Origin of the sequence: Fibrella forsythiae, from assembly GCF_017353175.1 — a bacterium.
GTDB lineage: Bacteria > Bacteroidota > Bacteroidia > Cytophagales > Spirosomataceae > Fibrella > Fibrella forsythiae.
Genome location: NZ_JAFMYW010000006.1, coordinates 200,673 through 221,218, shown reverse-complemented (window position 1 = coordinate 221,218; position 20,546 = coordinate 200,673). Strand labels below are relative to the sequence as shown.

The following is a 20,546-nucleotide window of genomic DNA, read 5'->3' as shown; positions in this document are numbered from 1 at the left end:
CCGAGACCGGAAATCCCAAATCATATCACTTTGTTTTACGGTACACCTGAATCGTGTTGTTATTTCGTCCGAACAGGATTTGCGCTGTTGATCCATTACCGACAACCAGCACATCGCGCACGTCGCCTTTCACGGTGAAACCTGATTGCAGTTGGGGAACGTACCTGAACTGGCACTTTCCTTCATTGCGGAATAACTGCCCGTAATTCGCATCCATCTTGCCAATCTTGATCCGGGTGTTCAACTGGTTTCCCGCCAGCAGCAAATCCATTCGACCGTCAACATCGGCATCAACCAGTGCCATGGCGTAAATGGGGGCGAACTGCGCTTCAACCGGCAATTCATGCCAGGTAAACCCGTTTGTTCCCTGATTTTCCAGAATACCCGATGCAAACTGGATGGCCTGTAAGGTATCGGCCTTGCTCAACTGGTCGGGCGTCAGCAGGTCGGCCAGGGTTGCGCTGGCGTAGGCCTGGTAGCTGGTGAACTTGCGGCGAAGCGAAAACAGCTGGTTCAAGGCCTCATCGCGGGTAGCCAGCGGGTAGGGTTTTCCCTGAATGTAGTAGGTCAGGAACGGGTCCAGCGATTCGTTCTGGTCGAAATCGGCGTAGGTGATCTGAACGGGTTCCTTTGCAGTTGGTTTCATCTGGCAGTTGCGGCCAAAATTGCCCAGCACCAGATCGTCGTCGCCATCGCCGTCGAGGTCGGCTTTTTCTACGCGGTTCCACCAGCCAGCCGGTGCCAGCGACAAGGGTGTTGCCAGGCGTTTTCCCTGTTCGTTTTTCAGCAGCAGTACGGGCATCCACTCGCCAACCAGCACCAGATCGTCCCAACCGTCTTTGTCTGAATCCATCGCTACGGCGTCGGTCACCAGGCCGATGTTGGTCAGGAAGGGGGCCAGTTGAACCGTGGCGTCGGTGAAGTTACCTTTCCCGTCGTTAATCAGCATTCGGCTGCTGACGGGTTCCGGGTATCGCCCCGGCCGTACGCGCCCGCCCACAAACAGGTCTTTGTCGCCATCGTGATCTACGTCTAACGCCACCACGCAGGCATCGCTAATTTGCTCAGCGGGAAGTCCTTCTGCCGATCGGGTGAAGTTTCCTTTGCCATCATTCAGGTATAGCCGATCCTGCAACAGTAAGTCGTCGGGCAGATAGGCATAACCACCGCTGACAACGTAGAGGTCCTGGTCGCCATCACCGTCGGCATCGAAGAACAGGGCGTCGGTATCTTCACTCAACTTATCAGCGGTGAACGCAGGTTGGGGCGCAGGTTGCCACGTGCCATCGCGACGGCCCATCAGCAACGTACCTGACTGCCCTTTGGCACCCGGCGCGTACAGATCCACGAACCCATCGCCGTTTACGTCGGCCTGCGCCAGATGCGGCCCCTGATTCGAAAGCATATTGGGCATCAGTGGCTGGCGCTTGAAATCATTATACACATCTTCAACGTGCCGGTAAAGTGCCGAGTCGGGGGTAACTTCCGTAAACAGTGGCGAAACGGACGTTGACCAGGCATACGTACCTGTAGCTGTTTCCGGACGAACGATCAGCTTCTGGTCGGCTTTGATCTGGCGAAGCACCTGCGTTTTGCCAGTGGGCCAGACTATGCGGAGGCTATCGACCAGCGCGTGTTTCCCCAGACCAACATGCAGCGGTGTGTACATGCCCGACTGAAACCCCCGTGATGGGTTAAATTCCTGATATTGCTGCATCCCCGCCGTGAACACCCACACCCTGGCGCCCACCGCCTGCGTTGCCGAATTCTCGCCGAGCTGAATGGTCAGGTAATGTTGTTTTGGGTTATCGTTCCGGTAGATCGAGGCAGGTACGTTGACGTTGTTGGTGATGATCTCCAGATCGCCGTCATTATCGAGGTCAGCGTACACCGCTCCGTTCGACAGAACGGGTTGGTCGAATCCCCAGTCAACGACTTTGTTTTCGAAGGTGAGCTTGCCCGAATTTCGGAAGATGTAGTTCTTGGTGGCCGACGAGGGCATCTGTTTCAGAATGTCCATCATGGCTGTTGCGCTACCGCGCGAAGCCTTCAGTTGGGCATCGGCGTAGAACTTCATAAAGTCCATGTTGGTGTAGTCGCGGAGATAGCCGTTCGTGACAAAGAGGTCTTTCCAGCCGTCGTTATCGAAGTCGGCCACGAGGGGTGTCCAGCTCCAGTCTGTGTTGGAAATACCTGCCAGCTGCCCAATTTCGCTGAACGTAGGTACGTTCACGCCCGCCGTTTTCAGACCAGTGTTACCATTGTTCAACTGGAGCATGTTGCGCATCAACTGGTGCGAGAAGCCGTTGCGTAGCATGTTCTGGTAGGTTTCGTAGTTCTCGGGGCCGTATAGTAGTTTCTGCCGCCGATTATCCTCAGGCAGCATGTCGAGCGTGAAGATGTCGGGCCAGCCGTCGTTGTTCATGTCGACTACTTCATTGCCCATCGAGAAGTAGCTCAGGTGACCAACGGCCGTATCCAACTGGTCGATAAAATGGCCGTGGCCGTCGTTGAGGTAGAGGTAATCCTGCTCAATGTAATCGTTGGACACGTAGAGGTCGGGCCAACCGTCGAGGTTGATGTCGGCGACGGCTACCCCCAAGCCGAAGCCAATGGGGTTTCCTTTGATGCCGGCGGCTTCGCTCACGTCGACAAACTTGTTGTTGTCGTTTCGGAGCAGTTTGTCGCCAGCGAATTCGTCGCGCATCGCTTTGGTCAGCGCCGCGTCGAATCGTTTAAAATCTTTGATGTTGTGGTTTAGGAGGAAGCAGTCCAGATCACCGTCTTTGTCATAGTCGAAGAAAGCGGCCTGGGTACTGAAGGCGGGCGAATCGAGCCCGTACTGAGCAGCGCGTTCGGTGAAGGTCAGCTGCCCTTTTTTAGAAAGATGATTGTTGATATAGAGTCGGTTCCGGCGGGTGTCTGGCTCGCCGTTTCCCGAGTAGCAAACATAGATATCGAGCCAGCCGTCGCGGTTGATGTCGACGAGGGTCACGCCGGTTTTCCAGCCGGTTCCCTGCCCAACGCCGGCCGAACTGGTCATATCGGTGAAAGTTAAGTTGCCTTTGTTGAGGTACAGGCGATCCGGCGTCATGTTGCCGGTAAAATACAGATCGGGCAGCCCGTCATTGTTGAGGTCACCCACGGCCACGCCACCGCCATTGTAGAAGTATTCGTGGGCCAGCACATTCTGCTCTTCTGTTTCAGTAAGCTGATTCGTGAACCGGACGCCCGTTTTTTCTGCTCCGAGGCGGGTAAATTGCCCCTTCACGGCAACCGGCAAGCTCATGCCTGTTACCCAAAGCAGCAGTAACCAGCGAAGACGTAGTTGAAGAGAGTGATGCATTAGGTATGGTTACGGGTTAGCAAATCACACAGACAACGGTGATTTACTAACCCGTAATTTACATATTTTGGATTGGAGATTTCGGGTTGGGGATTTTTTGCTTACGCCAGCACAAACAAAAAATCCCCAATCCAAAATCCTCAATCCGAAATCTTATTTATCCCACCAGATACGGGTCGTCAGCAGATCCGGTCCCTGAACAGCAATCGCCGCGTTGTACTGCGCTGCGTTTTTGCTGCTCTCGGTTGATGGATACCGCAGGCGACGGGGAATAACACCCGCCGTTTCATTACCCACGTAATTGGTTGGCGTCAGTACCGGGTAACCCGTACGGCGCCAGTTGGCGTAGGCTTCATACGAGTTCAGGAAGTTGACCGCCCAGTATTGCGTACCAATCTGCTCCATCTGCTGCGCTGTTGTGCCAGCGCTCAGATAAGGGTGAGCCGTCAGGTACGTTGTGATGGCAGCGGCGCTTACCGTTCCACCATACAGCGACATCATGCTCATGGCAGCCGTTACCCCTTTGTTGTAGTGAACGGCGGCCTGACCATCGCCCCAACCGCGAACGGCTGCTTCGGCCAGCAGGTATTCTACTTCGGCGTAGCTCTGGAACACGGTTGGTGCGCTGTTGCTGGCGATTTTGTTCAGGTTTGCTTCTGAATACGCCGGCAGTGAATCAGTAGCGCCCCAGCCGGGAATCAGCGATTTGATCGTTTGCGCATCATACCCGTTTGGCAGCCCTTTCTGTTTGGCAGGGTCGGTTGCCGTTGCTTCCAGGGCTGGGTTGGCGTTACCCTGCCATAGCGTAGCGATGTATGGCAGACGGGGGTCGTTATTGTTCTTCAGGAAGTTAATGAACGTGTTGCTCAGTTTGCTGTTGGCTTTCCCTTTCAGGTTGGCCGCATCATACTCCTGCGTTCTAAGCGTATTGCCGTCCAGGTTCCGCGTGTTGTCGTTGCCTTCTGCGTGGTTGATCTTCGCCAGATCGTCGTTGCTCTGCATCACACCGCCCGCAATGGCTTTTTTCACGTAGGTCTGGGCCGCTGCCGCATCCACTTTGGTCAGGCGCATGCCCAGCCGCAGCATCATCGAATAGGCAAACTTCTTCCACTTGGTCAGGTCACCCGCGTAGATCAGGTCTGCCGCGCCGTAGCCCGTTTTTGTGTTGTCGAGTGCCACCGCCGCCTGATCTAGCTCAGTGAGCATGTTGGCGTAGATGTCGGCCTGCTTGTCGTATTTGGGGCTGAACACGCTTGTCAAGTAACCCTGACCCGCCTGCGAGTACGGAATGTCGCCGTACAAGTCGGTGATGCGGTGATAGACAAACACCCGCCAGATACGCGCAATATTGTACAGGTTCACCTGAGCGGCATCGCCTTTTGTAAGCGCGATGATCTGCTCCACGTTCTTCACGTGTTCGCCATAGGCCGTTTCGAAATAGGCATCTGAATACGGCGCATTATACAGGTACTTATCGCCCGACCAGTAGGTGGTCAACGACGAAAAGTGTTGAATAAGGGCACCGGCATAGATCAGGTTGCCCCGGTGGTTTTCGTAGCCCGTACCCGCCGTTTTAACCTGCGAATACGACAGCAGGTTAGGAATAACCGGTGTGGTCAGTGCGTTGGGGTTGGTATTTAGCTGCTCGAAGCCATTATCGCAGGACGACAAGAGCAGGCCTGCCGCCAGCAGGGAAGCCAACGCCGGTAATCGGTATGTCTTAAGAGATCGTAACATGGGTAAATGCGTTAAAAGCGGTGAGTTAGAAGCGAACGTTCAGGTTTAGACCGTAGCTGCGAGCGGGTGGTACACCAAACATCTCGAGCCCCTGGGCATTCCCGTTGTTGTAGTTCGATTCCGGATCAACGTTAGGTACGTTCTTGTACAGGATCAGCAGGTTACGTGCCACCAGCGACAGGCTTGCCGCCTGAATTGGCGTTTTGGCCAGGAATGACCGGGGCAGTGAATAGCCAAACGTCAACTGACGCAGTTTCACGAAGCTGCCATCATACACGAAGTTGTCGGTGATGTTCCGGTACGCGCTGCTGCCGTAGTAATCCTGTGCCGACAGGGTTTTGGTGAATGCATCGCCGTTCTGAGTAACGCCCGTTACCGTGATGCCTCCTTCGCGACCGTTCAGGGTTGCCTGCGTCAGGCCGTTGGCCGTGGCGTAGTAGTTGGTGGCGCTGTAGATTTTAGAGCCGAACTTACCATCGAGCAGGAAGCTAAACGAGAAATTGCTGACACTGAATGTGTTGGTCAGACCCATGGTCACTGGCGGAACACCACGACCCAGTGGCATCAGCGCGCTTTGCAGCGGTAAACCCGTTGCCGAGTTGTATACGATCTGGCCGCTGGCATTCCGAAGTGCCTGGTACCCCGTGATCATACCATAGGGCTGGCCGGCGTAGTGGTAGATGTAGGCGCTCTGGGTACGTGACTGATCGACCTGGAAAGTGGTCAGGTCGTCGGTGATCTTCACTACCTTGTTGTCGTTATACGCTACGTTATACGACACGTTCCAGTTGAAGCCGCTCGCTTTTTTGATCGGCGTTCCGGTCAGCAACAGCTCAATCCCTTTGTTCACTACCTTACCCACGTTCAGCAAGACGCTGCCATAGCTGGTGGCCGATGAGGTAGAGGCCGTAACGGCATCATTGGTGGTCGTGCGGTTATACAACGTCAGGTCGACACCCAGTTTGTTGTTGAACAGCTTGGTTTCGAAACCTAACTCGGTCGTGGTCGACGTGTTTGGTTGCAGCAGTGCGTTCGGGATGGTTCCGCCGTTGACCGACATCAGTGGAATATCGCCGATGTAGTTGTTTGTCTGGAGGTTATACGTCAGGTTCAGGGCGTATGGGTTAGGATAACCACCACCTACCTGCGCCACCGATGCCCGGATCTTACCGTAGTTGAACCAGTTTGGCCGGGCGTTCATCACGTCAGATACCACGAAGCTCAGACCCGCCGATGGATAGAACAGGCTGTTGTTCTGTTTCGACAGGGTCGAGAACCAATCCTGGCGACCCGTCAAGGTCAGGAACAGGATGTTCTTGTAGCCGATATCGGCCGAACCAAATACCGAGTTGATACCCAGCGCGCTGTAGTCGTAACCCGGGGTTTTCGTCACCGTGTTATCGAGGTAATAGTTGAACGGCACCACGAAATACTGGCCATTGTAGCGCAGGTTTTCCGTAGAGCGGCGCATCTGGTTACCACCAACCAGGGCGTTCACCGAGATGTTGCCAAACTCCTTGTTGAAGCCCAACAGCAGTTCGGCGTTTGTTTCGCCAATCTGTGTGTTGGTGCGGCTCATACTACCCCGCGTTGAATAGGCAAGACCGGTTGGTTCAACGCTGACGAATTTGGTCTGGTTGTAATCCGTACCCACCCGACCGCGCAGATACAGGAAGTCGGTGATGTTGTAGCGCAGCGAGAACTGACCAATGAACCGGTTCCGGACGTCGCTGTTCGGTACTTTGTTCACCGCAAAATATGGGTTGGTCGAATACACGTTGCTGTTCCAGAGTGCTTCGTAGCCACGGCTGTCGTAGCCCGGGTTCAGCGAGCGAATGTCGACCGAGTTGGCGATCAGTTGCACACCGTAGTTCGGGTTTTTCGGCGTATCCGACAGGAATGTCCGGTTAGTGCCTGTTTCGATGTTGTACTGGGCAACGCCCTCGAATACGATCTTCTTCGACAAGTTAGCGTTGGCGCTGAGGTTGAACGATTTACGGTTGAAGCCCGCATTAGGAACTACGCTGTTCGAGTTCATGTCTGACGCCGAGAAGCGGAAGCTGGCCGCATCATTTCCGCCCGATACTGCTACCGTGTTCGAGAACGTGCTGCCCGAGTTGTAGAAGTTCTTTACGTTGTCTTTCTGCGCTACATACGGACGCGACACGCCATCAAACTGGATAACGTTCGTACCATCTAGCTTGGCACCCCACGACGACGTGCCCGTCTGGATGGCTTCATCCTGGGTAAGAGGCTTGGCACCCCGCGTTCCCTGACCATATACATACTGCCAGTCGTTCAGCGAGAACGGCTTGTCCATCGTGTAGGTCCCGTTATACTCGACACCAATACCGCGCTGCGATTTGCCCGTTTTGGTCGTGATCAGGATAACCCCGTTCGAGGCACGTGAGCCATAGAGGGCTGCCGCCGTTCCGCCTTTCAGGACCGACATCGTCTCGATATCATCCGGGTTGATACTGTTCAGGCCATCGCCTGAATCGGTGCCTCCCCACATACCGGCCGAGTTTACGTTCGTATTATCAATGGGTACCCCGTTGATCACGTACAGTGGCTGGTTATTGCCGCTCAGCGATCCGTTACCACGAATGATAACACGGCTCGACCCACCGGGGCCTGTTGCCGTGCTGCTGGCGTTCAGACCGGCTACCCGACCAGACAAAGCATTCCCCAGGTTAATTTCCCGGGCCTGTGTCAGGTCGCTGCCCTTCACTTCCGACACGGCATAGCCCAGCGCTTTCTTGTCTTTGGAGATACCCAACGCTGTTACTACTACCTCGTCAAGCGTTTTGTCGCTGACAGCCAGTGTGATATTGAGCGTGGTCTGATCGCCAACCGTAACTTCCTGTGCCACAAAACCCAGCGACTGAATAACCAGCACACTGCCTTTCGGAGCTGATATTGAAAAACGCCCATCAGCGTCGGTGACGGTACCCTTGTTCGATCCTTTGATCAGGATGTTCGCGCCGGGAATTACGTCTGTCGCGTTCTCGGAGACCTTCCCCTGAACCGTTACCTGTTGCGCCATTGCTACGCAGCAACCCAGAAAAAAGAAGGCAATCAACAAGGTAAATCTGTTCCTACATTGCTTCATCGTTTTTTTGATTATGGTTTATTATTGACACACTAACACAAATTTTACTGGCACTCTATACTTGATCTTAATCTGTTGTTCCCTCATAACCGTGTATCTGATACATAGAAATGGGGTTGAGTATATCTTGATAAATACTTACGTATTTTTGCAAAATTTAATTAACTGAAGCAGACGATGTTCTGCATCGAACAGAAATAGTAGTTTCGTACACGTTGGACGGCTATAAATGCCTGAAATACTTATAATTAACAAAATGCCGCCGCCAAATAGGATAATTGATAGCCTTATTTGTTCTAATTTGGCATTGTAATCTACAGGTTATCAGTACAATATTTGGTTGAATCTGACGAACAGCAAATATATTAGTAGTTTTTAAAATATTTTAATAATCTACCGAGCTATGGCTATTTTAATTTATTTTGAGGCAATAGTTATATTATTTATATATTAAATTAAAGAATTTATTCGAAGCATACCGGGCCCAATGGCTATTGCCTCATAGTTACATTTCGTAGTTAGTCTGAGTAGACCACCGCACAAAAAGTATGAACAAACTTGGCCAATTATAGCTGGTGCAGTTCTTGATCAGGTATTGATTTAGAAAAGGTCATGGGTGCAAGACCGTATTTCTGGTTAACGGAAAAATAGCCGCCATTCACGCTGGCTGCACAACTTGGCAGCCGTCAAACTGAGTACCTATCAGACGCAAGATAGCTGCTTTGCCCGTTGCTGTGTAATTACTTATTAAATTTTTTTAAAAAGTCTGGCAGTCGATAGCCTATTCTACTACATTTGAGACGTTGACATAGGATAAATAACCGCCTGTGAATACTTTCATAGCTAGCTCAATCAGTGATGAATCTCCGTACGCTCTCTACTTTGTTTCTAACTGCCTGCCTGCTGGTTCAATTATCAGGTACGTTGGCTGTGGCGCAGGCTGTCAAAAAATCGCCTGTGCTGATTGGGTATGTCTCCGATAAGGGCTGGTCGAAGAACCAGATTGACGCCCAAAAGCTAACGCACATCAACTACGCCTTTGCCGTTCCTTCGGCAGATGGTAAACTGGCGCCACTGACGCCCCTGGATTCAGCCAACCTGGCGGCGCTCACCTCGCTTCGGAGGGTGAACAAAGACCTGAAGATCCTGCTGTCGATTGGCGGATGGGGCGGGTGCAAATATTTTTCTGATGCCGCCCTGACAAGCGCCTCCCGCACGAAATTCGCGGAAGCGGCTGTTTCCCTGCTTAAAAAACATAAGCTCGACGGGCTGGATATCGACTGGGAGTACCCGGCGCAGATCGGGGCCGGAAACATCTATCGCCCGGAAGACAAGCAAACGTTCACGTTGTTCCTGAAAGCGCTTCGCGACCGGTTGGATACACAGGGAAAGCAGGATAAACGCCCTGTAACTGATCATTACCTACTCACAGCAGCAACGGGCGGTGACACGGCGTTTGTGAGCCACACCGAGCTGGGCAAGGCGCAAACGTACCTGGATTACGTCAACATCATGACCTACGACCTCTACCATGGTAACGATAAGGTGACGGGACACCATAGCCCGCTGGCGCAATCGAAGAAAGGTGACCAGTCGCGGAATAGCTCAATTTCTGCGGTCGAAGGGCACATTCGGGCGGGGGTTCCGGCCAATAAAATCGTGCTGGGGCTGCCCTTTTACGGTCGTGGCTGGACAGAGGTAGCCGACGTTGATCATGGCTTGTATCAACCAGCTACCGGTAAGCATCTGTTTATCAGTTACGACGAACTGGTTGACAAGTACATCAGCAAAAACGGCTTTACCCGCTATTGGGATGCCGACGCCAAAGCGCCCTACCTGTGGAACCCAACTACGCGCACGTTCATTACCTATGCTGACGAAGAGTCATTCACGCCCAAAATTGAGTACGTGAAAAAGAAAGGTCTGGCCGGGATGATGTTCTGGGAATACATCTACGATCTTCGGCAGAACAGTAAACTGCTCAACAAGCTCGCGCACGATCTGTATTGATTGTGGGCAGTGCAGCTTACGCGACAGCAACACAGCCCACACCATCAAACACAAACAGCCGATACGCCCATTAGTGTTTCAGCCACGATGCCGGAATTGGAAGCGGTTCACTGCCATTGAGGCTGTATAACAGTTTCAGGGTATACCCACCACCAGCTTCGATGAAATCGAGCGCGAGGGGATGAGACCCCTGTTCTAAGGCAATTTGCCCACTTTTCTCGATAGGCCCGTGATTGCCGTCGTTATCAATCACTGGCCGGTTAGCAATTCGTAGGATTCCACCATCATCGGCGACCAGGAAGAAGCCGTAAATGCCGGTGGCTGGAACAGTCAGGTAGCCCCGAAACCGAACGCCGAAGCTGCCCGCCTTAGCTATGGTCGGCACCTGTACCTGACTTACTACGGCCGAATCAGGGGCGGTGGCCCGAAGCATAGCCTCTACGTTTTTGAACTGGCCTTTCACATACGTGCTCATCAACCCTGCCTGCGTATTCGTGACGCGAACTGGCTCAGCATAGGACTGTTGCCGGTAGCGCAGTGTATACACATCGCCCTGTAACCCGCTCGTTGTAAAAGCGGCCAGCTTCACGGTCATTGGTTGCAAGATCAGCAGCGAATCTATCAGAACAGGCGACGTTGGGCCAGGTACGTTGCCATTGGTGGTGTAGCGAACGGTCAGGTTATCGGTTGGCTTACGAATACGAAGCGCAGTCTGGTTGGTGAAGACGTTTTCTTCGGTAAAGCCACTTAGGTCAGGTACGCGATAATGAACGCCCAGCACATCCAGCCGTGGATAGTGGCTAGTCAGACGCTGCTGATAGTCGCTGAACCGATCCTGATTGGTCCACAGTCGTTCGGCCAGCGCCGTCATGCGGGGCATCACCATGTAATCGACCCGATTTTCTGACGGAATATATTCGGTCCAGGTATTAGCCTGAGCGCCAATGATCGACCGTTTTTCGGAGTCGGTTAGCCCGGCCGGAATAGGGTTGAACTGGTACACGTTGCTAAGCGAATTCTTGTCGGGCATCACATCGAAATATAGCGTGCTGACGGGTGTCATCACAACCGGATTGCCATTCCGGACGGCTTTTACGGGGGCATCTTTCACCCAGCTTCGCCAGTACATGACCGTGGCCGTAGGGCTGATTCCGCCTTCGAGTGCATCATCCCAGGCGATGAGTTTCTTGCCTTTCGATTTGAAAAACTGCTCGGTCCGGTGCACAAAATAACTCTGTAACTCCTCCACGTTTTTGATTCCTTCCCGTTTCATCAACTCCTGACAGGCAGGGGATTGCGCCCAGGTTGTTTTCTCTACTTCGTCGGCACCCAGATGAATATACTGACTGGGAAAGAGCGCAATGATCTCATTGAAGACGGTTTCGCTGAAGGTGTACGTCGATTCGTTGCAGGGGCAGATCGGCACCGAGAACGTCTTTCCCCAGCCCTCCTGACCGGTGCAGCTCAGAAACGGATAGGCCTTGATGGCTGCCGCCAGGTGACCCGGCATGTCAATTTCCGGGATGATCTCGATGTGTCGGGCCGTGGCGTAGGCTATCAAGGCCCGCATCTCAGCCTGGGTGTAGAAACCACCGTACTGCGTTTTTCCGTCTGTCTGCCGCAGGTATTGCTTCGGCAGGTCGAAATCAGGATTGGCAACGGCCCGTTTCAGTACCACCGAATCCTGATTGTTGAACGTCCGCCAGGCTCCCTCACTCGTTAGTTTAGGATATGATTTGATTTCGAGTCGCCAGCCCTGGTCATCGGTCAGGTGCAGGTGAAACTTGTTGAATTTATAGAGGGTCAGCAGGTCGATGAATTTCCGCAGATAGTCCATCGAGAAAAAGTGCCGCGACACGTCGAGGTGCATACCGCGCCAGACGTAGGCGGGCTGGTCGCGAATTTGAAGAACAGGTAAGCTGACCGAACCTGATGGAGCTCCGCTTTTCTGCTCGATGCTGGCCGGAAGCAGTTGTCGGATGGTCTGAATCCCCCGAAACATACCCACCGCATCTTTCGCCGACAGCGTGATCTGCCGGGGCTCAATCCGAAGGCTGTATCCTTCTGATGCGGTGATTGTTGGGTCGCTTTGTAGCACAATTTTCGAGGCAGTTCCGCTCGTGGTCAGGGACTTGCCGAGAATAGGTGTCAGTAACTGCTGTAACTGATCGCCTTCCTGCTGAAACCGTTTATCCAGTACAATCAGAGCCGTTTTGGCCGATAGCGTAAACTGCCCCTGACCAGCGGAAAGCGAGGTGGGGTATGGAATGATTGGGTACGTTGGCGGGGAAACCTGAGAACGTACCTGACCGGCGATCAGCAGGCTGACCAGGCAAAGTATATACTTGACGGGCATTTGGGTGGAGTATTCGTGGAATGAAGAGAAAAGTGTCAGCTTCGGAATAATTGCTTTCGCATGGCCCTGAGCGGAGTCGGAGACGCCTAGTCGAAGGGCCATACGAAAGCAATCGTTTCAAAGACAATTAACGAGTCAGTACGCCCAGTTCAGCAATGGAAACGGTAGCGTCGGTGGCCACGGTGGTTTCGAGTATATCGAATTTCAGGTACCGCGCCGACGCAGGCTTGTCGAACCGGATGGTCTGGTTCACCGGGTTATTGTTGATGTTACTGAACGCGCCCTGACTAACCGGTGCCGACCAGTTTTTGCCATCCTGACTGACCGAAACGGCGTAGCGGTACACGATACCTTCTTTCTTCCCGTCCTGACGGGGCAGGTACGTTAGACCGTGTACGGGCAGCGTTTCGCCCAGATCAACAACCACGGAGGTTGGTGCTTCTGTGCTTTTGCGCTGCTGCCAGAACGTATCGGAGTTGCCATCAAGTAGCCGGTCTGCATTTTTGCCCGGCGACTGACCACCCGTCGACACGACTGTCCATTTCGCTGAGCTAATATCAAAATCGGCCGTAGCGGGGCTGCTGGCCCGTTTCATGTTGTCGACAAAGGCGCGTGCTTTAACGGTGCCGCCAGACGGTAAGGCAAACGGTTGGCTGAAACGGGGGCTTTTCGCAGTTGGCTCCGTTCCGTCTGTGGTATACGTGATCACGGGGTCGGTCGTGCGCGGGCAGGCAATGGTGACCAGCCCTTCTTTGCTGCGTTTGATCACCGGCGTCACGATCAGTTCGGGGGCATTATACACTTCGATGTTGCCGATCAGCGGACTGGCCTTCGCCTCGTCGATGGAGATGCGGAGTTTGCTGGTCGTCACGGTCGGAAACCGTAAAATACGCCTGTTGCCGATGGTCGTGCCAGTGGCGATGGCCTGGTACTGCCCGTTCTGCCAGGCCGATACGGAAAACTTCTTTACCCGCTGACCCAGGGCGATGTACTCTTCGATCAGCAACCGGTTGAGCGTGGTCGACTTGCCCAGGTCAATATCCAGCGTAGCCTGTTTAGCCTCTTTGGCGGCGGCCCAATAGGTGTCCCGGTTACCATCCAGCACATTGCTGGCAGCATAGGTCGACGCTTTACTGAAAACACTATTACTGGTGACCGTTTTGCCACCTGCCAGATTATGCGACGCCTTATCGGTGTATGCTTTCAATTCCATGAGCCGTTTTTCGTCGTTCTCATGCACCAGCCCGCGCCGGTCGACGGGCAGGTTCAGCAGCCAGTTGCCGTTGCGGCCAAGCGAACTGTAATAGATGTCGACCAGGTGTTCCAGTGATTTTACCTTGTTGTCTTCGCTGGCGTGGTAGTACCAGCCGGGACGGATCGAGCAGTTCACTTCCGTGGGTACCCAGTGCGTACCATCTTCATGCCCCAGTGTCAATTCCCAATAGTTCGGATAGGCCGGGTACACCTTGTCTCGGTTGAGGGTGCTCCAGTTTGTTTCGCCTGCGTATCCGTCTTCATTGCCTACCCAGCGAATGTCTGGCCCGGCATCGCTGAAAATGACCGCGTTGGGCTGGTACTGGCGTACGGTAGCCACGAAACCCGGCCAGTCGTATACCTGTTTTTTGCCGTTAGGACCCTCGCCATTGGCCCCGTCGAACCAGACTTCATACACATCGCCGTATTGGGTCAGCACCTCTTTAAGCGTGTTTTTGAATACATCGTTGTATTCGGGCGTGCCGTAGGCAGGGTGATTACGGTCCCAGGGCGAGAGGTACACACCGAATTTCAGGCCGTATTCCTTGCAGGCTGCCGACAGGTCTTTCAGTACGTCGCCTTTCCCGTTGTGCCACTTGCTGTTTTTTACCGAGTGTTCGGTGTATTTGCTGGGCCACAGGCAAAACCCGTCGTGGTGCTTGGCCGTGATGATGATGCCTTCCATACCCGCCGCCTTGGCCACCCGTGCCCACTGCCGACAGTCGAGCTGGGTGGGGTTGAACATGTCGGGCGTTTCGGTGCCATGACCCCATTCTTCATTCGTGAAGGTGTTCATGTTGAAGTGCACGAACGCGTAGTACTTCAGCTTATGCCACTGCAACTGCCGCGCCGACGGAACGGCACCAAACGGAGCAGGTGACTGAGCTTGCAGCGTACTGGACAGACCTAAAAAGGCCAGGAAAAGAAGCGAAAAACGCATGACGGTACTACGGACCATATCTGAATTCGTTAAGCGTAGCTGAAAATTGATCCGTTTATGAGGATCAAGTGGCCGAAGATAAGCCTGATGGCTAGTTGCAAAAAATGAAGTTTCGCTTTCGTTATACGTACCTGAATAGGCCAATCGGCTACTTCCCGGGTACGCTGCTCTGCTACACACGTACCCAGGCTACTGTATACAACGCCCGCGTTATACCTTGTTGCCAAGCATGACCGCTCGAATCAAGTCAAAATCATGGCTATTGATCTCGAAAAAGCCGAAACGAAATGGATAGCCCCACGATTTCTTGTTTGAAATAAACGCAAGCGCATCGATCAGCGGCAGTATGGATGCATCCTGAGCAGGATAAAACTGAACAGCTCTACGGAAGGGCGTAAAATTATCTGTTACAGCGAATTGATAGAGATTATCCCCGCTAGCCTGGCCAATCGCCGTGAACGACTGGCATTTCTCATCGCCCTCCAACGCGTTTTTAGGCGAATAAAAGACCACCCAGTCGCCCGGCTTCACGCGCATGAGCGGCGCCTTCTTGCCGTGGTTTGCCTGCATAAAGCCACCGGCAACGCCACGTTGTACATGGTCTTTTGAGGCTACTACGACCCAGTATTGGGTTGATTCATTCATGGAAAAAGCTGGTTGTGAAAGAAGGGGTACCCCGATGCATTGATAATACTGCTAGGGGGCTAAGCGTCTGACTGATTCCAGCACCTGTTTCGCACCGCTCCAGACAAAAAAGGTGTCTGTTCCCACGGCCAGAAAGGTTGTACCGCTGGCCAGTTCGGCCTGAATGGTATCGGTTTTTTGCAAAAAGAGACCAATGGGAATCCCTTTTTCGCTGCATTTGATTTTAACGGTCCGAATGGCTTCCTGAACCGGTTCACTGAACACGTCGCCCAACTTGTTCAGGCTGCCTGAGAGATCATACGGCCCGATAAAAACCCCGTCGATACCGTCGACGGCAAGAATGTCGTCCAGATTCCTGACGGCCTCTTCGTGCTCAATCTGAATGATGACCGCCACCGAATCATTGGCCCGCTGAATATAGTCGGTGAAGTTCATGCCGTAATCATGCGCCCGGGCGATACCCACACTTCGGTTTCCTACGGGCGGGTACCGGGCTGAGTCAACTGCCTGTTTCGCTTCGGAAGCCGTGTTGACCAGGGGTACAATAACGCCATCGGCACCAATATCCAGCGCCTGTTTGATGAGCATGGGGGTATTCTCGGCCACCCGGATAACGGCGCTACAGCCATTTTTTACAGCCTGTAGCATCCGTTGCGCCTCGCCGCTCGACATAGTTCCGTGTTCCATATCGATGAACAGCCAATCGAACCCGGCCAGCGACAGCAACTCGCTCAATTCGGGAGATGGCAGCGAAACGATAGTGCCCAGCAGCGGTTTTTGGCCCCGGAGTTTTTCTTTAAATGTCATAATGATTCAATGAACGTACCCAGCCGTTTGGCCAATATCGCTGGTTCCGGCTTATTCTTCGAACTGGATCGTCGAAAATTTCAGGATTTCATCATTGGGCTTAGTTCGTTTGATGGCGAAGAAGTACACATCATGCCGACCAGTAACTGGCTTACTGAGCAGACCCGTCACCTGTTTCAGCGTGTCCCACGACCCGGTTGGTCCATACGCCACGCTGCTTACTACCGGCCCCGCCTGCGAATCGATTCTGACTTCAACTTCACCAGCCTGGTTCGCCGATCCGTATTCGTAGGTAAACTGTTTAATTCCGGTCAAATCAATATTTTTCAATAGGATGTACGATTTGTGGCCTCCCTGCGAGAGGTTGTCCCGGAACCGCGAAAAACCAACGTGCGCATCGGCATACGCTGCCTTGACCGTTGCGCTTCGGAGCCTGATCAGGTCGGTACCCGTGAGCGGCTTCACCAGATTACCACCTTTGTCTTTATACGAAGCCAGAAGCGTATATTGGCCCTGAAGGTCGTCTTTCGGATGATCGGTCAGTGCCAGCGTGCCCTGGAGTGGTAACACTGCCTGTTTTTTCGTTGGGTCGGTCAACGAGTAAATGTAGCGGACCATCTCCTGGGCGTCCTGCGTAGAGAGTTGGGGATGGGCACTCATTACGTGTTCGGTACTCCAGTTGCCACCGCCGCCGTTGATGATTTTGGTCGCCAGTTGTTCCAGTGCGCCTGATTGCCCTTTGTAGCGTTGCGCAATGGCCAGCAATGAAGGCCCAACCGACACCTTATCAATAGTATGGCAGGCTTTACAATCGCTGTTGGCCATCAGCAGTTTGCCGGGCGGTGCCGGGACTTCTATCGTCGTAGCTGAGATTCCAGGCACCGAACTGCTTAATGCACTAGGCTGAGGATCATATAGGTACGTTACTTTGATCCGTTTGGGGTCAATCCGTACGTCTTCTTTGTCAGTCACCTTCACGGCGTAGGCAAATGGTTTGTTTGGCCAGAAAAAAGACGTATTGCCAGGGCTGGTGATAGTTACTTTCGGCCGGGTATCGCCAACGTGAACGACCACCGTGTCGCGGCCAACCAATCCGGCCCGGTCTGTTACCTTGAGAATAGCGTGATACGTACCTGGCTTCTGATATGTAAAGGTTGCGTTGGGCGTAGTAGCGCCAACGGTCTTCCCATCAAAGAGCCACTGGTAGGTAATGGCATCGTCGTCGTCGAGGTCGCGGCTACCCCGGCTGTTGAACAGCACCCGGAGCGGTGGCTGGCCGTCGGCTTCGCGCAATAGGGGGAAATTTCGACGTTCAGACGTTAGAAATACCGTTTTATCGACGTAGGCTTCCGTCGCTGAATCAACTATGCTGGCTTTGGCAACCGGGGCGCGGTTGCCCGTATTGTACTCGATCTTCACCAGTCGGGCGTCTTCATTATCTGCTCCGTAGACTGACCCGTATTCCAGCATGTACATAACGCCATCTGGCCCGAACGCCAGATCGATGGGCCGGCGGAAATCGCCATTGCCGGCCATAAAGGGCTCGCTGCGCACGTAGTTTTCATTGGCGTCGAACCGCAGGGCCATCACCCAGTTCCGCATCCAGTCGAACACAAACAGGGCGCCGTCGTAGTAATCGGGAAATTTGGTGGGCGAGGTGTTTGCCTTGTTGAACGTATAGAACTCACCGGCCATTGCGCTGCGCCCGCCAACGCCCAATTCCGGGAATTCGGCCGAGGCTGCATACGGGTACCAGATCATGGCGGGTGTGGCAGGAGGGAGCTGCGCAAGGCCTGTATTGTTGGGTGAGTTATTCACCGGAGCCGCCGGATTATAGGCCGGGCCGGCTGTTTTGGTGGCGAAATCCCATTCTGTATAGGCCGAATTATTGCCCACAAAATAGGGCCAGCCATAATTACCCGCCCGTTTAGCCTGGTTAAATTCATCGTAGCCACGCGGCCCCTGCTCGCCATCTTTACCCGCATCGGGGCCAATTTCGCCCCAGTACAATACCGAGGTTTTCGGATTGACCGCAATTCGGTAGGGGTTTCGACAGCCCATCGTGTAAATCTCCGGTAGTGTTTTGGCCATGCTGTTCGGAAATAAATTACCCGCCGGAATGGTGTAGGTGCCGTTGGCCTCCGGATGAATGCGCAGCACTTTCCCTTTCAGATCATTAGTGTTCCCCGCCGACCGCTGCGAATCAAGGCTGTACGATTCCTTGTCAGGCCGTTCGTCCAGCGGCGAATAGCCATTCGACGGGAATGGGCTGGAACTGTCGCCGGTCGAGAGGTAAAGGTTGCCGTCTTTATCCCAGGCCAGCGACCCGCCGTGGTGTGAGCCACTATTTTTCTGCACAGGTACGTTCAATAATACTTTCTCGGATGCCAGATTCAGCGTATTGTTCGCGTTCAGGGTGAACCGCGATAGCCGGAAAGCCAGGTTGTCTTCGGTAAGGCCTGCCGGAGCGTAGTAGAGATACAGGTTGCGGTTCTGCGCAAACGCCGGGTCGAGCGTCATGCCAATCAGACCGGTGCCACCCATGTTGGTGATTGGCAGTTTATGAACCAGCGCCGATTTGCCGGTTCGCGGGTCATACATGGATAGGTTACCAAACAATTCCGTAAAAAAGACCTGTCCGTTTGGTGCTACGGCCAGTTCCATCGGGGCGTTCAGATCATTGACCAGTACTGTTTTTACGAAGCGGTTCTGGTCGGGTGTTACGTTGGCATATGCCTTCGAGTAGTCGAGCGGTTTATTGTCGCCAATGGCGTATTTGAGGCCGCCCAGCAGGTGACCAAGAAAAAGCGGATCGCTGTAGCTTTCGTCGGTATGGCCGTTGCCGGTGTAAAAAGCCCGTCCACCGTCGAAATCGTGGTACCAGCTAATGTGATGATGCGCCCCATTGGTGCCGCCTTCGTAGGTGTTTTCGTCCAGATCGGCCAGCACCTTGATACCAGAATAGAACGATCGGTAATTGTACCATTCGTCGGTGCGTTCCCAGCGGGCAGGCAGCATCGCCGTTGCCGGATTAGTGGCATCAACAACCTCGACTGTTGCTTTGCGGATATTGGAATTATGAGGGTGGCTCGAGAAGAACGCGCCCATCAACTTGCCATACCAGGGCCAGTCATATTCAGTGTCGGCCGCCGCATGTACGCCAACGTACCCACCACCGGCCTGAATGTAGCGCTCAAAAGCGGCTTGTTGCTCGCCATTCAATACGTTGCCCGTGGTGCTCATCCAGACAACTGCCGCGTATTTTTTCAGATTGTCGTCGGTAAACAGGGTAGCATCGGTGGTGGTGTCGACGGCGAACCCGTTTGCCTGACCCAACTGTTGAACCGCTGCAATGCCAAACGGAATGGAGGTGTGATGCCAGCCTTTGGTTTTTGAGAAAACCAGTACGGTAGGCGGCGTAGCTGATTTCCGAAGGGTCATGCCCGATTGCAACACGACGAATGCGCTGATGACACCCAGACAAACGAGTTTTAACGAGAGAGACATGGTTTAGGCAGTGAACTGAAGGTGCATATGGTACCGGGTACATAAGCCTGCGTCAGCCTGTGGTTACCTATTGCCTACATCAGTAGTATGGCCATTGCCAATTGCTTTTGTGTATAACTATTCCAATAAAAACATGAAAGCCAGCTGGAATCAATTGCGATACTGGTCGAATCGGGAAATAATCAGGCTGATTGTGGCGCTGCTGATTGGTATCCCGACGCTTGGTAACGTACCTGTTTTAGCTCAGTCACCAGGGAAAACCGTGTCGTTATTTGATGGTAAAACCCTGACGGGCTGGAAGACGGTAGATCCTGCCCACACGAGCCTGTGGTCGGTGGCCGATAGCCTGATCAGAAGTGGCGACGGGGTGCACAAAATACCGGAGAATACGTACCTACATACGCTGAAAGCATACGAAGATTTTGAATTTCGCTGCCTGTTCCGGCTACACGGCGACCCGGCAACGGGCATGATAAACAGCGGTATCCAGTACCGGTCCGTAGTGGAGGGAAATAAGATCATTGGCTATCAGGCCGACATAGGTACCGGCTATTGGGGTGATCTGTATGACGAACACCGACGGGGAAAGCTGGTCGGCGGTGATCTTCGGACGCTCAAACACCTGCTGAACGAAACCGGCTGGAACAGCTACATCATCCGTTGCAAAGGAAACCACCATGAACTGTATATCAATGGCGTAAAAACCTGCGATTACACAGAAAAAGAGGGCAAAATTCCCCGGAAGGGTGTCATTGCCGTGCAAATCCACAGCGGCGGCGTCGCTCAGGTCGAGTTCCGGGACCTGGTCATTACTGAACTTTAATACGACTTA

General features: G+C 53.4%; 10 protein-coding genes. 2 read left to right on the top strand and 8 right to left on the bottom strand.

What is annotated here, in order from left to right; translation table 11 throughout:
* Positions 1 to 25 precede the first annotated feature (25 nt).
* From J2I46_RS19665 to J2I46_RS19655, 3 genes are all read right to left on the bottom strand, one after another.
* The gene (locus tag J2I46_RS19665) at positions 26 to 3,346 is read right to left on the bottom strand and encodes a VCBS repeat-containing protein (protein ID WP_207330762.1); all 3,321 of its coding nucleotides are present in this window, start codon (positions 3,344 to 3,346) and stop codon (positions 26 to 28) included.
* Positions 3,347 to 3,499: 153 nt separating this feature from the next.
* Positions 3,500 to 5,083, bottom strand: a complete 1,584-nt coding sequence (locus J2I46_RS19660) for a SusD/RagB family nutrient-binding outer membrane lipoprotein (protein ID WP_207330761.1) — start codon at positions 5,081 to 5,083, stop codon at positions 3,500 to 3,502.
* 25 nt (positions 5,084 to 5,108) lie between these two features.
* Positions 5,109 to 8,195: a SusC/RagA family TonB-linked outer membrane protein gene (locus J2I46_RS19655; RefSeq protein WP_207330760.1), complete on the bottom strand. Its 3,087-nt coding sequence runs from the start codon at positions 8,193 to 8,195 to the stop codon at positions 5,109 to 5,111.
* Between the two features lie 858 nt (positions 8,196 to 9,053).
* Here J2I46_RS19655 and J2I46_RS19650 point away from each other — a divergent pair.
* Positions 9,054 to 10,205 (top strand): glycoside hydrolase family 18 protein, encoded by a 1,152-nt coding sequence (locus J2I46_RS19650; RefSeq protein ID WP_207330759.1) that lies wholly within the window; start codon positions 9,054 to 9,056, stop codon positions 10,203 to 10,205.
* A gap of 70 nt (positions 10,206 to 10,275) precedes the next feature.
* Here the strand turns inward: J2I46_RS19650 and J2I46_RS19645 are convergent, their stop codons facing one another.
* From J2I46_RS19645 to J2I46_RS19625, 5 genes are all read right to left on the bottom strand, one after another.
* The gene (locus tag J2I46_RS19645; protein WP_229379856.1) at positions 10,276 to 12,663 is read right to left on the bottom strand and encodes a family 20 glycosylhydrolase; all 2,388 of its coding nucleotides are present in this window, start codon (positions 12,661 to 12,663) and stop codon (positions 10,276 to 10,278) included.
* Between the two features lie 25 nt (positions 12,664 to 12,688).
* A complete protein-coding gene (locus J2I46_RS19640; protein ID WP_229379855.1) occupies positions 12,689 to 14,773 on the bottom strand; it encodes an alpha-L-fucosidase in 2,085 nt (694 codons plus the stop codon).
* A 192-nt stretch (positions 14,774 to 14,965) separates the two neighbouring features.
* Entirely contained in the window at positions 14,966 to 15,400 is a 435-nt protein-coding gene (locus J2I46_RS19635) for an EVE domain-containing protein (RefSeq protein WP_207330758.1), read from the bottom strand.
* A 51-nt stretch (positions 15,401 to 15,451) separates the two neighbouring features.
* On the bottom strand, positions 15,452 to 16,207 hold the full coding sequence (locus J2I46_RS19630) for an HpcH/HpaI aldolase family protein (RefSeq protein ID WP_229379854.1): 756 nt from the start codon (positions 16,205 to 16,207) through the stop codon (positions 15,452 to 15,454).
* A gap of 51 nt (positions 16,208 to 16,258) precedes the next feature.
* A complete protein-coding gene (locus J2I46_RS19625) occupies positions 16,259 to 19,714 on the bottom strand; it encodes a ThuA domain-containing protein (RefSeq protein WP_207330757.1) in 3,456 nt (1,151 codons plus the stop codon).
* 133 nt (positions 19,715 to 19,847) lie between these two features.
* Here J2I46_RS19625 and J2I46_RS19620 point away from each other — a divergent pair, with 133 nt between their 5' ends.
* Complete coding sequence (locus J2I46_RS19620; protein WP_207330756.1) at positions 19,848 to 20,537, top strand: 3-keto-disaccharide hydrolase; 690 nt, start codon at positions 19,848 to 19,850, stop codon at positions 20,535 to 20,537.
* Positions 20,538 to 20,546 lie beyond the last annotated feature (9 nt).

Bases quoted from the DNA above. Each gene is read 5' to 3' on its own strand.
- J2I46_RS19640 (WP_229379855.1), bottom strand. From the start codon at position 14,773: ATGGTCCGTAGTACCGTCATGCGTTTTTCGCTTCTTTTCCTGGCCTTT.
- J2I46_RS19625 (WP_207330757.1), bottom strand. From the start codon at position 19,714: ATGTCTCTCTCGTTAAAACTCGTTTGTCTGGGTGTCATCAGCGCATTC.
- J2I46_RS19665 (WP_207330762.1), bottom strand. From the start codon at position 3,346: ATGCATCACTCTCTTCAACTACGTCTTCGCTGGTTACTGCTGCTTTGG.
- J2I46_RS19655 (WP_207330760.1), bottom strand. From the start codon at position 8,195: ATGAAGCAATGTAGGAACAGATTTACCTTGTTGATTGCCTTCTTTTTT.
- J2I46_RS19630 (WP_229379854.1), bottom strand. From the start codon at position 16,207: ATGACATTTAAAGAAAAACTCCGGGGCCAAAAACCGCTGCTGGGCACT.
- J2I46_RS19620 (WP_207330756.1), top strand. From the start codon at position 19,848: ATGAAAGCCAGCTGGAATCAATTGCGATACTGGTCGAATCGGGAAATA.
- J2I46_RS19645 (WP_229379856.1), bottom strand. From the start codon at position 12,663: ATGGCCCTTCGACTAGGCGTCTCCGACTCCGCTCAGGGCCATGCGAAA.
- J2I46_RS19660 (WP_207330761.1), bottom strand. From the start codon at position 5,083: ATGTTACGATCTCTTAAGACATACCGATTACCGGCGTTGGCTTCCCTG.
- J2I46_RS19635 (WP_207330758.1), bottom strand. From the start codon at position 15,400: ATGAATGAATCAACCCAATACTGGGTCGTAGTAGCCTCAAAAGACCAT.
- J2I46_RS19650 (WP_207330759.1), top strand. From the start codon at position 9,054: ATGAATCTCCGTACGCTCTCTACTTTGTTTCTAACTGCCTGCCTGCTG.